Source organism: Anabaena sp. TISTR 8404, assembly GCF_056847745.1.
Map to the genome: position 1 here is coordinate 897,353 of NZ_CP180578.1, position 14,163 is coordinate 911,515.

13 protein-coding genes, 2 tRNA genes and 1 rRNA gene are annotated in these 14,163 nt (G+C 42.7%); 4 read left to right on the forward strand and 12 right to left on the reverse strand.

Annotation, left to right across the window (positions count from 1 at the left end; translation table 11 throughout):
* Positions 1 to 253: 253 nt before the first annotated feature.
* From ACMX3D_RS03780 to ACMX3D_RS03795, 4 genes are all read right to left on the reverse strand, one after another.
* A tRNA-Leu gene (locus tag ACMX3D_RS03780) sits at positions 254 to 337 on the reverse strand.
* 60 nt (positions 338 to 397) lie between these two features.
* Complete coding sequence (locus tag ACMX3D_RS03785; RefSeq protein ID WP_482750145.1) at positions 398 to 1,498, reverse strand: alpha-hydroxy acid oxidase; 1,101 nt, start codon at positions 1,496 to 1,498, stop codon at positions 398 to 400.
* 65 nt (positions 1,499 to 1,563) lie between these two features.
* Positions 1,564 to 2,265, reverse strand: coding sequence for a DJ-1/PfpI family protein (locus tag ACMX3D_RS03790; protein ID WP_482750146.1), 702 nt, complete (start codon positions 2,263 to 2,265; stop codon positions 1,564 to 1,566).
* An 86-nt stretch (positions 2,266 to 2,351) separates the two neighbouring features.
* Positions 2,352 to 2,738: an AraC family transcriptional regulator gene (locus ACMX3D_RS03795; RefSeq protein WP_482750147.1), complete on the reverse strand. Its 387-nt coding sequence runs from the start codon at positions 2,736 to 2,738 to the stop codon at positions 2,352 to 2,354.
* A gap of 247 nt (positions 2,739 to 2,985) precedes the next feature.
* Here ACMX3D_RS03795 and ACMX3D_RS03800 point away from each other — a divergent pair.
* Positions 2,986 to 4,211, forward strand: a protein-coding gene (locus ACMX3D_RS03800) for an ISAzo13 family transposase (RefSeq protein ID WP_482752268.1) whose coding sequence is annotated in 2 segments (ribosomal slippage) — positions 2,986 to 3,466 and positions 3,466 to 4,211 — 1,227 coding nt in all. Because the reading frame shifts where the segments join, the coding sequence is not laid out codon by codon here.
* A gap of 180 nt (positions 4,212 to 4,391) precedes the next feature.
* Here ACMX3D_RS03800 and ACMX3D_RS03805 read toward each other — a convergent pair.
* The 4 genes from ACMX3D_RS03805 to murA all read right to left on the reverse strand — a co-directional run bounded on the left by ACMX3D_RS03805 (position 4,392) and on the right by murA (position 8,321).
* The gene (locus ACMX3D_RS03805) at positions 4,392 to 4,844 is read right to left on the reverse strand and encodes a hypothetical protein (RefSeq protein ID WP_482750148.1); all 453 of its coding nucleotides are present in this window, start codon (positions 4,842 to 4,844) and stop codon (positions 4,392 to 4,394) included.
* Between the two features lie 48 nt (positions 4,845 to 4,892).
* Positions 4,893 to 5,813, reverse strand: a complete 921-nt coding sequence (locus tag ACMX3D_RS03810; RefSeq protein WP_482750149.1) for an RpnC/YadD family protein — start codon at positions 5,811 to 5,813, stop codon at positions 4,893 to 4,895.
* Between the two features lie 70 nt (positions 5,814 to 5,883).
* Entirely contained in the window at positions 5,884 to 6,759 is an 876-nt protein-coding gene (locus ACMX3D_RS03815; RefSeq protein ID WP_482750150.1) for a M48 family metallopeptidase, read from the reverse strand.
* Between the two features lie 185 nt (positions 6,760 to 6,944).
* Positions 6,945 to 8,321 (reverse strand): UDP-N-acetylglucosamine 1-carboxyvinyltransferase, encoded by a 1,377-nt coding sequence (gene murA / locus ACMX3D_RS03820; RefSeq protein ID WP_482752271.1) that lies wholly within the window; start codon positions 8,319 to 8,321, stop codon positions 6,945 to 6,947.
* 346 nt (positions 8,322 to 8,667) lie between these two features.
* Between murA and ACMX3D_RS03825 the strand changes: the two genes are divergently transcribed.
* Positions 8,668 to 8,749 (forward strand) — tRNA-Leu (locus tag ACMX3D_RS03825).
* Between the two features lie 73 nt (positions 8,750 to 8,822).
* Complete coding sequence (locus ACMX3D_RS03830) at positions 8,823 to 9,605, forward strand: TrmH family RNA methyltransferase (protein WP_482750151.1); 783 nt, start codon at positions 8,823 to 8,825, stop codon at positions 9,603 to 9,605.
* A 7-nt stretch (positions 9,606 to 9,612) separates the two neighbouring features.
* Here ACMX3D_RS03830 and ACMX3D_RS03835 read toward each other — a convergent pair whose 3' ends face one another.
* The 4 genes from ACMX3D_RS03835 to ACMX3D_RS03850 all read right to left on the reverse strand — a co-directional run bounded on the left by ACMX3D_RS03835 (position 9,613) and on the right by ACMX3D_RS03850 (position 12,314).
* On the reverse strand, positions 9,613 to 9,843 hold the full coding sequence (locus ACMX3D_RS03835; RefSeq protein WP_482750152.1) for a hypothetical protein: 231 nt from the start codon (positions 9,841 to 9,843) through the stop codon (positions 9,613 to 9,615).
* Between the two features lie 629 nt (positions 9,844 to 10,472).
* Entirely contained in the window at positions 10,473 to 11,183 is a 711-nt protein-coding gene (locus ACMX3D_RS03840; protein WP_482750153.1) for a hypothetical protein, read from the reverse strand.
* The gene (locus ACMX3D_RS03845) at positions 11,110 to 11,781 is read right to left on the reverse strand and encodes a transposase (RefSeq protein ID WP_482750154.1); all 672 of its coding nucleotides are present in this window, start codon (positions 11,779 to 11,781) and stop codon (positions 11,110 to 11,112) included. Before ACMX3D_RS03845 ends, ACMX3D_RS03840 begins: the two co-directional genes overlap by 74 nt.
* A gap of 266 nt (positions 11,782 to 12,047) precedes the next feature.
* The gene (locus tag ACMX3D_RS03850) at positions 12,048 to 12,314 is read right to left on the reverse strand and encodes a hypothetical protein (protein WP_482750155.1); all 267 of its coding nucleotides are present in this window, start codon (positions 12,312 to 12,314) and stop codon (positions 12,048 to 12,050) included.
* Positions 12,315 to 12,629: 315 nt separating this feature from the next.
* Here ACMX3D_RS03850 and ACMX3D_RS03855 point away from each other — a divergent pair.
* Positions 12,630 to 14,118: ribosomal RNA gene (locus ACMX3D_RS03855) — 16S ribosomal RNA — on the forward strand.
* The last annotated feature ends 45 nt before the right edge of the window (positions 14,119 to 14,163 follow it).

Below are 14,163 nucleotides of genomic sequence, written 5' to 3' on the forward strand. Positions count from 1 at the left end.
ATCGAGGGTTGAAAGATAGGAGTTCGATTCTCTTACTATATATTTTTTTGCAAAATCAAGTTTACAAAGCTCATTTGAGCAGTTACTTTAAAAAGTATGCTAATTAAAAGCATATTAAGTCTGACAATAATTTGTCACTAGTTCCCTAAGAACGGGATTGAGTCTAAGAAGACAAGAATTTGTCACCAACGACACTAATGTGTCACCGACGACAAATAATTAGTCACTGTACATAAGCTTTATATTTTTCAAATGGGCAGGAGGAGAATCGAACTCCTATGACCGCAAGGTCGCCACATTTTGAGTGTGGTGCGTCTACCAGTTTCGCCACCCGCCCTTGGGTGCAACTTTCCTAATATAACATAGGCTTTAAGTTTATTGCAAGTAATTTTGCTGATTAATGTTTGAAAGCCACTAAACTAGAGTCAATATCTTTTATAGATGCACAACCACTCAGAGCCATCGCCACACTTAATTCATCTTGTAACAGTGAGATGATATGAGATACACCAACCTGTCCTGCTAAAGCTAATCCCCAAAGTACAGGGCGGCCGATGAGTACAGCTTTTGCCCCTAAAGCCAAGGCTTTGAGGATATCTGTACCTCGGCGAATACCACCATCTATCAGCACTTCTGCTTTACCATCGACGGCTGCAACGATCTCAGCCAGTGCATCTAAAGAGGCGATCGCGCCATCGAGTTGTCTGCCACCATGATTAGAAACTACAATTGCTTTGGCTCCATATTCAACCGCACGCACCGCATCATCACTGCGTAAAATGCCTTTGAGTACCAAAGGTAGTGGAGATAAAGACTGTAACCATTCCAAGTCAGACCAAGTTACCGCCGGGTTTAATTGCTCGGCAAAATAAGTAAATAATCCAGATTCTCCTGACTCTTGGGGAATATTTAACCCTGAGATATTGGTAATATTTGCCAACTCTAATCCTGGTGGTAAGGTAAATTTGTTACGTCTATCTCGCTCTCGTCGTCCTAAAATAGGTGCATCTACAGTCAAACAAAGAGCTTGATAACCTGCGGCGTAAGCTCTTTCGACTAAGTTCTGAGTTAAGCCTCGGTCTTTATGGATGTAAAGCTGGAACCATTGCAAGGCATTATGTTTGTAACCTACCGCAGCGACTTCTTCTAGGCTTTTTGTTGCCATTGTACTCAATACCATACCTACGCCTGCGGAGGCTGTGGCTAAGGCCGTTGCTAGTTCTCCCTCTGGATGGGCTAGACATTGGAAGGCCATAGGTGCAATTAATAAAGGTAGTTGTAAATGCTTTCCTAAAATATTAGTGCTTAAGTTGCGATCGCTAACATCTACAAGCATCCTTGGGCGTAATTTCATCCTCTCAAAAGCTGCGCGGTTATCTCGTAATGTAATTTCATCCCAAGCACCACTACAGTAGTAGTCAAAGGCCATCTGCGATAGATGCTGTTTGGCTAACTGTTCGTATTCCCACAAGTTAATTGGCTGAGATACATCTGTCATGGTGTGGAATGAAATTGCTGATTTAGCTGAAGTTCTTGATTATTTTATGGCTAAACGAGTCACTGTTATGGCTTCACTCCTAAGCGAATTGCTACTTGCTGAGATTCTGCTAATGTTGCTGCTAAAATTTCTGCGCCTGCAAGTTTGACAAGTTTTGTGACTTTACCTGCTGTTTCTGGAGAGCCTGCATTAAACGGTGGTTCGGGATTGTACTCTAAAATCAACTGGATAAATTTTGCTGTGTTTTCATCACAGAGTTTTGCTATAACTACAAGTCCAAAATCAATACCTGCGGTAACACCGCCGCCTGTAATTCGGTTTCTATCAACGACAACACGTTCATGACTGACTGCAATTCCCATATCAGCCAGACAATCTCGAAACATCCAGTGACAGCTTGCTGTATAGCCTGTGAGTAACCCCGCTGCTGCTAGAATTAACGAACCTGTACAGACTGAAGTTATGTATTGGGCATTTTTCGCCTGTTGGTTGAGAAACATCAGTACTTCGACATCACGCATCATTTCAATTGTCCCCATTCCCCCACCAGGAACACAGATCACATCTAGCTGTGGACACTCAGCAAATGTCTTTGTGGGGTGAAGAACTAAACCGCCTGTATCTTTTACAGGTTCTAAATTTTTCCAAATCAAATGCACACGGGCAGCAGGCAACATGGAAAATACTTGATAAGGGCCTGTCACATCTAATTGGGTAAAGTCTGGGTAGATTAATAACCCGATGTTGTATTGAATTGAGGTAGTCATAGTTACTTTGTTGCTACTAGTTTTACTGTAGGCAAACATCAAAGTTCCTATCTTGTAAATTATTGAGATTTTTTGGTAGTTTCTTGCTATTGCGATCGCATAGCTTTTGGAGTCATCCCTACTATACGTTTGAAATGTTTAGTTAAATGACTTTGGTCTGTAAAACCGCACTCCAAGGCAATTTCAGCAATGCTTAATTCTCGGTTTTTCAACAAAATTTTAGCTTTTTCTATTCGTTGTAGAATCAAATATTGATGAGGAGTTATACCAACTGATTGTTTGAATAAATGACAGAAATAGTAATGACTAACTCCTAAAAGTTCGGCAATATCTGTTAACTTGATATCCTGGTCAAGATGTGTATTGATATAGTCAATTGCTAGTTGTAACTTGTTTTTAGCCAGACCATCGCCGTAATCTTTAATTACTGGCTTACGGGTAGCATAAGCTTGTAGTAGACGAACGGCAAGCATTGTCGCAGCAGATTCACCAAACAGCGCATTAGGTGAGGATTCAGTTTCAATCGCTGCTTTGAGCGCGGCTGCTGTGTGTTGTATAACAGGGTCAATAAGGGACTTCCAAGAAATAAAATCCCCAAAGCATAATAATGATAATCATTATAGGGGGGTAGGAAGTCACGGCAGCCATCGGCTGCCGTGACTTCCCTTTTTGTAGTAATTTCAATATATGGTTCGAGTTTTGGGGTGTGTTGGAGTGTCAATTGAATTAACTGACTCATTGAAAAGTTTGCTCAAGGAAACAGCTACTCAATTGAAAGGTGCAGCCAGACGACGTTTTCAAGCGCAGACTGTTATGGGATTAGGCTATGGAGGACAACTCATAGCTCAAAACGAGTTGGGATGGGATAGAAAAACCATTCGTAAAGGAATTAAAGAATTAACCAGTGGGATTACTTGCTTTGATAATTATTCAGCTAGGGGTCGATGGAAAGCAGAAGAACACTTACCTTCGTTGTTAGAAGATATTAAAAAATTAGTTGATTCACAGAGCCAAACCGACCCAAGTTTTAAAAGCCAGAGGTTATATACACGCCTAACAGCAAGCAAAGTCAGAAAACTATTAATTGAAAAGTGTGGCTATAGTGACGAACAGTTACCAACTGAAGAAACAATTCGTATCAAATTGAATGATTTAGGTTATAGACTCAATCGAGTAGCAAAAGTTTTACCTCAAAAAAAATTCCAGAAACAGACGCAATTTTTGAACAATTAGCAATAGTTAATCAATCCGCTCTGGATGATCCAAGTATCTTACGTCTTAGTCTGGATGCCAAAGCCCGTGTAGATATTGGCTGCTTTGACAGAGGAGGAAAAAACCGAGTTGTCACAGAAACAGAAGACCATAATTTTCATCCAAAAACTACCGTAACTCCTTACGGCATCTTCCTTCCAGAATTAGACGAACTATTTTTATACTTTACAGAGTCTAATGTAACGAGTGATTTTATTGTAGATGCTCTACAAGATTTTTGGAAGAGTGAGAGTTGGCGATTTCCCACAATAAAAACCCTGATTCTTAACCAGGATAATGGGACAGATAATAATTCTAGACGTACCCAGTTCATGAAACGTATAGTCGAGTTTGTTCATCAATATCAACTAAATATACGGTTAGCCTACTATCCACCCTATCACAGCAAATATAACCCCATTGAAAGAGTATGGGGGATATTAGAAAAGTCTTGGAATGGCAGCATTCTCGATGAAGTTGAAACTGCTTTAAATTTTGCAAAAAACATGACATGGAAAGGCAAACATCCTGTAGTAGTTAAATTAATAACTCAGACTTATGAAACAGGAGTTAAGCTAACCAATAAAGCTATGTCTGCTATTGAAGAACAAATAGAACGTCTGACTAACTCCACAAATGAAAAGTTTCCCAATTTAGGTAAATGGTTTGTTGATATTTGTTGTGGCAGCACTTAATTTCTCTGACTATTTTTAAAGCTTTCAGCTAAAAAAATATCAATATTAATGATGATAATGCACCTGACATTATTTACAGAGTGCAGACTTTTTTATGAGTGTTTTTAGGGGGTGAGAGGCGGTTGCCGTCGGCAACCGCCTCTCACCCCCCTCAGAATGATTATCATTATCTTATAGATATCAAATTATGATTTTTGCTGAGTAATTTATTTCTTGGAAGTCCCTAATGGAAAATTGCGGAATCAGTTCAAAAGCATTTCCTTTGACTGATTCATAAACTACTTTTTCCAGAAACTGAGGACAAAGGGTAACTATCAAAAATTCTCCCTCTCTGTCCCAGCATAGCCATTGGCTAACATTGGCAGGTGTTAGTTGAATTACACCATTGTCTACTAGCTGAGTTCTTGATTTACCATCTTTTCGGACTGCTAATTGAAATTGATTGTAAGCGATCGCTAGAACATGATGCGTTAAATAATGTTCAGTTGTGGAGTGAGCCGGATGACGATAGTAAAATAACCCAACATTTGACCATTTGGGGTTTTGGCTTGAGAGGATGGGAGGACTAGGCAAAATTTGCAGTGACTCCTCCTGCTTGATGAAATTAACTCTCAGCTTTTTGCTATCGTTCATCTAGTAAATCAGGCGATCGCACTGGTTCATAAAATTTTAAAGTATTGTCTACCGAAACCTATCTAATAGTTCCTCGCGCGATAATTGCAGTAATAAAGGAGTAAATTCTTCTGGAGATAAAGCCAATAAAGTTTCTATAATTCCTTGTAATTCTGTATCTACAGAACCAAATCTAAATCGCAATAAATTCTCTATAATTTTACGGCGTTCTTCTTGAATACCTTCTTGAATACCTTCTTGAATACCTTCTTGAATGCCTTCTTGTTTAGCTGCTGCTAATTTTTGTTCGTAAATAGGTGATAAACGCATAATTAAATTTCTATCCTCTTCATCTATATTTTGATTTACTTCCAAGGTCGTCTTCAAACTCAATAATAAATCAATTGCTTTAGCACGTAAGGGATTATCTAGCGGCAGTGCTTCTAGTTCATCGATTGCTTGTTGCTGGACTCTGCCTTTACCTAAAATCCTTAGCCATAGTGTTTCTTCAATACGCGGTAATTGATGAATTGCCACAATTGCTGTTCTTAAATAATCACCAAGAAAATGTACACCTAGTCCCCAGTTATCGATATCTTGGCTAGATCTAAAACCCTCTAATATAGATTCAGACGTAGTAGGTGATAAAATCCATAATCTGGGTAATTCTGATTCGGCAATCCGGTTATTATCAACTTTAGACTGCCGCTTGATTTCAGCAAAAATGTCGAATAACTTATTCATACAACTGCGAATTTCTGCAACTGTAGCGGCATTTCTAAAGGGTTCAATTAATGCAGGGGCAGATGCAATTTTTCCTAATAAACCCAATTCTATTTTATCGCTTGTTGATGGAGATGTAGGTGCGAAATAAACGTCAATTTCTCGGATTTCCGCAGAAACTTTGCGACTAGTTTCTATTGTTCCTAGTGGTTGTAACAATTCTTGAAGATAATCTTTGGCAAATTGGTCGTAGGGAAACCTTGTCATTAGCTAACTTGGACACTGTACCAATATCTTACATGAAGGCGATTGCCTACGACCTACCGCAGATTGCAGTTTACCAGTTACGCCAGCCGCCTTTGGCTGGTAGTTCACCAGAATTTTTCAACCCATGAGTTTGCAGTAAAGTTTGATATTCTTGACTACTCGCCCAACGGTCAATTTCTCTGGCACGTAGCACTGGAACAGGATGAGTTAATTGGGCTGTGCGGGCTGCTTTTACCATTTCACCCAATTCTGTCTTACTAATATCATCGTAAGCACGGGCTTGGGCAACAAAGGCATCTAGGTTGAGTTGCGGCGCAAGTGTCGGTGAACCACCTGCGAGTTTCATCAATACAGACATGACAACTCTGGGGTTTTGGGTAGCTAACAAAGCGGCCCGATCGCAGGTAAACTCAGCACAGCGTACCCATTCTAAAAGTTGTGTTTGGATAGCTTGGGCAAGCAAATTACCAACATTTGGCACAATTGCCGCAGCTAAAATTAATAAATTGACAGGCGTTAAATAAACGCTATGGTCGCATTTAAGATGCCCTAATTCATGGGCAATTACCGCCTGAATTTCTTCTGGTGTCAGGATATCTATTAAAGATGTGTGCAGCACAACAAAAGGTTGTTTACCCCGCATGGCAAAAGTGTAGGCATTAGGAGCCGGATGTTGCCGTACATATAATTGGGGTGGCTCAATATCTAAAACTTTACAAGCGTCTAGTAATAATTTATGTAAATCAGGCAGTTGATTTTCACTGACTAAAATACTAGAGGCGATATTTTCTACATAAAAAATCTGCTCCGCCATTGGCCCAAGCCAATTTCGTACCATCAAATCAATACCGGGTATTTGCTTGAGAGCTTTGGTAGATTCCAAGTCTAAGGGATGACGAAAGGAGTCAGCTTTTAAACCAATCAGCGGAGTTTTGATGAATGACATGATGTAGGCAGCTTGAACACAAAGACTGTAGGAATTTGGCTGTTAAATTAACAGCTTCCACAGCTAGTATAACGATTAAGTAAGGGGGGCATTGCTTGAACAAGTTTGGGAGGGTGTAAGGGTGTAAGGGTGAGGTGATCAAAACCCTTACACCCTTACCCCTTATATCCCTTCATACCCAATTCCTAATTTGAAATCGTTACTGGTGGGGTACTACCATTAGTTATCATCCCTGGCTCTGTTGTTACTTCATTCACGCGCTTGATTTTAGCGCCCAATTGTTGCAACTTGAGATCAAGGCGATCATAACCACGATCAAGGTGATGCAATCCTTGAAAGGTAGTTTGTCCTTCCGCTGCTAGTCCAGCTAAGACTAAGGCTGCCGATGCTCGTAAGTCTGTACCTATAACAGGCGCACCTGATAAAGTTGGGACTCCCCGCACAAAAGCCGCATTACCTTTGACGCGAATATCTGCTCCCAAGCGATTTAACTCAGAAGCATGACGCAAGCGATTTTCAAACACAGACTCGTTGATGATGCTGTCACCTTCAGCTAAGGTGAGCAACGCCATAAACGGTGCTTGCATATCGGTGGGGAAACCAGGATGGGGCATGGTTTCAATATATGTCGCCTTGAGGGTTTCCGCTGGTAGTAGTCGCAAACAGTCTGGGGCTTCCTCAATGATTGGTACACCAATTTCCCGCAGTTTGGCAATCACGGGAATTAAATGGTCGGGTACGACTGGAGATAATGAGATTTCGGAACGAGTAATCGCACCTGCAACTAAAAAAGTTCCGGTTTCAATGCGATCGGGGATAATGCTGTAGTCAACAGAATGCAATTGGGGGACACCCTCAATTGTAATTATGCTAGTGCCAGCACCGTGAATTTTGGCTCCCATTGCGTTACAGAAATTGGCTAAATCGGCAACTTCTGGCTCACGCGCTGCATTTTCAATGATAGTTTCACCATCAGCGAGAGTTGCAGCCATCATCAATGTTTCTGTTGCTCCCACGCTGGGAGTATCAAGGTAAATTTTGGCTCCTTTTAATCTGCCACCACCAGGAACATACGCATTACAAATGCCATGTTCAATTTGCACTTCGGCTCCCATTGCTTGCAGTCCCCGGACGTGCAAATCAACTGGTCTAGCGCCAATGGCGCAGCCTCCAGGTAATGGCATTTGTGCTACTCCCAGCCTTGCCAGTATGGAACCAATGGCAAAAAAACTGGCTCGTAGTTGAGTTACGAGTTCGTAGGGAGCTTGAGATGTAGCAATGTGGCTGGCATTAATATCTAAAATGTCGCCTTGGCGGGTAACGCGTACACCTAACGCTGATAAAACTTGTCCCATTTTTTCCACATCCGCCAACAAGGGAACATTGCGGATGCGGCAATCTCCAGAACAGAGCAACGCTCCAGCCATGATTACCAGTGCTGAATTTTTTGCTCCGCTAATTGTTACATGACCGTGCAAAGGATGCCCGCCCCAAATTTGCAAGACTGAGGAGTCTGCTTGAGGTGCAAGCTTGGCATCTGGTAAGCTGGTAGAAGGATTAATAAGCCTACCTCCAAAAATAATACGTAATTTTCAAGGGTTGAAGTTGGTTTTGATTCTACAGTAAAGATTTAATTTGTCTACATATTGTATAAAGCAATATATCTTTTGGACGGGAATTGAGAGCTAAAAATGACCATAGTTTAGTCTAAGGTGTATTAGGAAATTACGCTCAGTTGCGATCGCCATCCTCCCTAGATACTAGACTTTGGCTTGGGGAAAACCCAACCACCCATCATAGTTCCCAATCATTAATCTGCAATATCTCTGACACAGATATTTGGATATTAGTTGACAAAAATCAATAATTGAGTAATAATTATAAGTTGTCGATATAAAAACGATGCCAGCGGAACTGGCGGAATTGGCAGACGCGCTAGATTCAGGTTCTAGTGCCGCAAGGCTTCCGGGTTCAAGTCCCGGGTTCCGCATTTAAAGTAAAAAGTGCTGAGTGCTGAGTGCTGAGTAAAATCAGGGCTGCACTGATAGCAAATAATTAGCATAATGTTAACTAGCTTACAAAATTCTCTAGTCAAGCAAATTCGCAAGCTGCACTCTACTAAGGAGCGGCACAAGCAAGGATTATTTCTGCTGGAAGGGACGCATTTGTTGGAAGAAGCTTGCGCGGTGAATTATCCCTTAGTAACGGTTTGTTGTACACCAAACTGGCAAGCATCTCATACTTCGTTGTGGGAAGAAGTTTGTAGTCGTTGCGATCGCTCAGAAATTGTCAGTGAGGAAGTTCTAGGGGCGATCGCTACCACAATTAACCCAGATGGAGTAGTCGCCACAGCAAAACGTAGCGAATCCTTGAATCAAGTACCATTTACTGGGATCGTTTTAGCTTTAGAAACCATCCAAGACCCTGGTAATTTAGGCACAATGATTCGCACAGCAGCGGCAGCAGGTGCATCGGGTTTGTGGCTGAGTAGCGATAGTGTAGATTTAGACAATCCCAAAGTGCTGCGTGCTACGGCTGGACAATGGTTTCACTTAAATATGGCGGTGAGCGAAGATTTATTAGCAACAGTCAAACAAAGTCAGCAAGCGGGAATGCAAATTATAGCTACTTTGCCGACAGCAACATTAACTTATTGGGAAATCGACTGGCGCAAACCCAGTTTGATTTTATTGGGGAATGAAGGCGCTGGTTTATCAGCAGACTTAGCAAAGATGGCAGATAAACAAGTCAAAATTCCCCTTACTCCAGGAGTAGAGTCCTTGAATGTGGCGATCGCAGCTGCTTTAATGTTGTATGAAGCTCGGCGACAAATGACCGTAGGCTAAACAAGCATCACTTTGTCTTTTCTTCTAGATATTGTTCAATATCAGCAACCGCGTCCTCAAAAGCCGCTAAATCAATATCTGTCAACTGATTAACTAATTCGTCGTCAGTTATCTCCTCAGTCTGGGTTTCCTCGTTATCAGTCAGACTTTCGTGTAAAATACCTTCCAATTGGTTGAGAGATTTTTGAAACTCTTGGTCAGCGGCGCGGCGCTGTTGATGCTCGTTTGACTCCATCATACTGACTGAAAAATCTCGATTTACTAACTTAGTTTTAAATTGCAGTTCCTACAAATTTCTATTTTGCATAGATAAAAGCTTCATAGCTATCTGCTGTATCAACTTTACACACTCCAAAGTTGAACCGCAAAATTATTACAACTCTTACACCCCTACACCCAATCTCAAAAACTAAAATTGCATCTTAGCAAGTGGTTGTGAATAATACATAAGGAAAGCTCTGCGCTTAAATACTTATAAATATGGCTAACTATGGCTACCGTAATCTTTGTACGTGGTACAGGGATAAGAAAACGGGAAGATGAGGAAACATTTAAGATTATTGAGCAAAAAATTCATGTTTAAAGACCTGATGTTACAGTTGCACTTCGTCTTTGGGGTGATATGTGCGGACCAAAGTGAAATGCTAAGGGTGTATCTGTGCATTTTTTGAATCAAACAGTAAAAAATCAATGCTTGAATAATCAATCTCAATTTATTCAAAGCACTCTTCTATGTTCTCCCAGACTTGTTGACTATCTTATAATGACGATATTTCTGAACTACTGGAAGTTAGACTAAGCATGAAGAAAACCCCCAGCAGGGCTGAGTTGATGTAAGACAAGCTAGAAAGAGAAAAATGTTAGATACTATGCAGATTTTGGTTGTTCTTTCCGGGGTTTAGTTGTAGTTTTTCTAACAACAGGATAGCGAATTCTACGTTGTCGTGGTTGTCCGGTCTTCCAGCCTGGGGACTTTCCGCGAGGTTTGGGCGGACGAGCAGGAGTACCAATTGTCGCTAAAATGCTGCTCATTGCCTGAGCAACCCTTCCCGGAGTCAAACTAACTAAAAACTTTTGCCAAGGTAGAGGGTTATCAGCAACGATATCACGCGCCAACCACAATTCCCAAGTCATAATAGGCATTAAGTCACTCCAACGCTCACATTGTTTAGGGGTGGTGAGTTTTGGAAGAGTCCAGTGTAGGCGTTGCTTCAAAAATCGATACCAGTGGTCAACAGTAAAACGACGCAGATAAAGTTGCCAAACATCTTCTAAGGTCGGCATTTGTTCTCCAAGCCAAGCCAACCATAAAGGTTTTGAAACTCTCTTAGTTCCTTGCTCATTCAAACGTTCAACCCGAATCAGGGACATCGAACGTGTAGCGCATGAGCGAAAGTGTAAATTTGACCACAAGCTCACCTTGATGTGTCCTAGTTTGGCATGGTTGACTTCTATAGTTTGAGTGGCTTCACTCCATGTCGAAGCATCATTTAACTTAAATTTATCACCATGCTTCCTCGGTCGCCCCTTGCCAGAATATGGTGGCGGTGCGCCCCATAAACATAAGTTTGAACGCAAACGTACTCTTATTGTCTGCTTTGATATTGGCTGTTTTCAAAGCGAAAGGGGCGCAACCGTATTCACTATCCCAAACCGAAATTGGTCTGGTAGGTAAATTTTCACAAACTTGTTGTAGTTGCCATGCTGCTTTCTGGATTGGGCTTTCCCAACTGGTAATTCGCTCATGTCGCAAGGGTAATGCCCAACTACCCGAACTCTCTGGTATCCAAGCAATGGTACTATAGCCCTGACCAACAGTAATTGGTTTGTCACCTCCCATTGAAACACTGCTGTGTTCAATCGTCCTTTCCTGTAAAGTTACTGCATCTGGACGCGACCAAGCTGTGTGGTCGCCAGCTAATAATGGACGATCCTGGGCTGGCATCTGTTTGATGTATAACTGCATCAATTTCTGCCGCTGTGGTCTGCTATCTTGCAATGCTTCGTAGATACTTGGCCACTTCCGTCTAAATGCTGGTGATAGCGATAAATCTGCCAAACTGTAGGCGTTCCGAGTCAGCAATATTGCATCCATCAGTTCAAAAGTTGCATCATGCGCTCTTCCCAAATAGCTGTACGCGGCTTGACGAAATTCCTCTAATTTGGCACGTTTCATATTGGCAGATGAGAGTTGGTGGTTCTTCTCTCAGATTCTGCTAATAGGGGGCCTGTGTTCAAGCACACCCCTTATTTTTTTCTTTTCGGTGCGGTTCTTTAGTCTAAACGCCAGTGAACTAGATGTTCTGCTTGATTGCTGATGAAATTTAAATTAGGTAGCTTGTATACTTTCCACTTTCCGCGTATGGGCTATCTGCGAAAACTAACTTGATTTTAAATCCCCATTCTTTCAACTCTCGAATAATGTCTACTGCTATTTCTGGTTTAGAGACTATTTATGAAGTAAATCTTTAGAACACCATATGAAGTAAAGCGAGTTTTGTCATTCAGAAGATGAAAGACACGTGAAGCGAAAGGTAGACCAGAGATGATACCGGGAGATTTAGCTTGCCAAGTGGCAGTACCAAAAGAAGAATTGGGACAGAGGAGGGTATTGGTGGAGCGATCGCCGCGGCCAATATCTTCCAGCAACCAGGTACGCAAAAGAGGGTCTAAAAGCAAATCTGGAGGCAAAACAGCAAATTTACTCACAAAGTTATGATTTCTCTAGTGATTGTCAGAAATAATATAGCCTAAGACCCGTATAGTATAGGCGTTGTAGAGACATCATCAAAAAAGTCAAAAAAAAATTGCCAAAACAGTTGACACTATTAAGTAGGTTAGTTATATTGAATAAGTGCCTGAGAGAGGCGGACGCGGAAAAGCGTCGCTCGATAGGGAACCGAACCATGAAAAGATTATAGTTTGAAAGCAATCATAGCACAAGTAGCCTGCGTCAAGTAAATAAAATAACCAGGCTGAGGTTAAAAAAGCGCAGCCATATAGAGAGCTAAAAACAAACGATTCAAAACGGAGAGTTTGATCCTGGCTCAGGATGAACGCTGGCGGTATGCTTAACACATGCAAGTCGAACGGTCTCTTCGGAGATAGTGGCGGACGGGTGAGTAACGCGTGAGAATCTGGCTTCAGGTCGGGGATAACTACTGGAAACGGTGGCTAATACCGGATGTGCCGAAAGGTGAAAGGCTTGCTGCCTGAAGATGAGCTCGCGTCTGATTAGCTAGTTGGTGTGGTAAGAGCGCACCAAGGCGACGATCAGTAGCTGGTCTGAGAGGATGATCAGCCACACTGGGACTGAGACACGGCCCAGACTCCTACGGGAGGCAGCAGTGGGGAATTTTCCGCAATGGGCGAAAGCCTGACGGAGCAATACCGCGTGAGGGAGGAAGGCTCTTGGGTTGTAAACCTCTTTTCTCAAGGAATAACAAAATGAAGGTACTTGAGGAATCAGCATCGGCTAACTCCGTGCCAGCAGCCGCGGTAATACGGAGGATGCAAGCGTTATCCGGAATGATTGGGCGTAAAGCGTCCGCAGGTGGCTATGTAAGTCTGCTGTTAAAGAGCAAAGCTTAACTTTGTAAAAGCAGTGGAAACTACATAGCTAGAGTGCGTTCGGGGTAGAGGGAATTCCTGGTGTAGCGGTGAAATGCGTAGAGATCAGGAAGAACACCGGTGGCGAAGGCGCTCTACTAGGCCGCAACTGACACTGAGGGACGAAAGCTAGGGGAGCGAATGGGATTAGATACCCCAGTAGTCCTAGCCGTAAACGATGGATACTAGGCGTTGCGAGTATCGACCCTCGCAGTGCCGGAGCCAACGCGTTAAGTATCCCGCCTGGGGAGTACGCACGCAAGTGTGAAACTCAAAGGAATTGACGGGGGCCCGCACAAGCGGTGGAGTATGTGGTTTAATTCGATGCAACGCGAAGAACCTTACCAAGACTTGACATGTCGCGAATCTTCTTGAAAGGGAAGAGTGCCTTCGGGAGCGCGAACACAGGTGGTGCATGGCTGTCGTCAGCTCGTGTCGTGAGATGTTGGGTTAAGTCCCGCAACGAGCGCAACCCTCGTTTTTAGTTGCCAGCATTAAGTTGGGCACTCTAGAGAGACTGCCGGTGACAAACCGGAGGAAGGTGGGGATGACGTCAAGTCAGCATGCCCCTTACGTCTTGGGCTACACACGTACTACAATGCTACGAACAGAGGGCAGCAAGCGTGCGAACGCAAGCAAATCCCGGAAATCGTAGCTCAGTTCAGATCGAAGGCTGCAACTCGCCTTCGTGAAGGAGGAATCGCTAGTAATTGCAGGTCAGCATACTGCAGTGAATTCGTTCCCGGGCCTTGTACACACCGCCCGTCACACCATGGAAGCTGGCAACGCCCGAAGTCATTACCCCAACTTTTCGGAGAGGGGGATGCCTAAGGCAGTGCTGGTGACTGGGGTGAAGTCGTAACAAGGTAGCCGTACCGGAAGGTGTGGCTGGATCACCTCCTTTTAGGGAGACCTACCCACTCAAGTATCGAAAGCAAACAGCAAATAG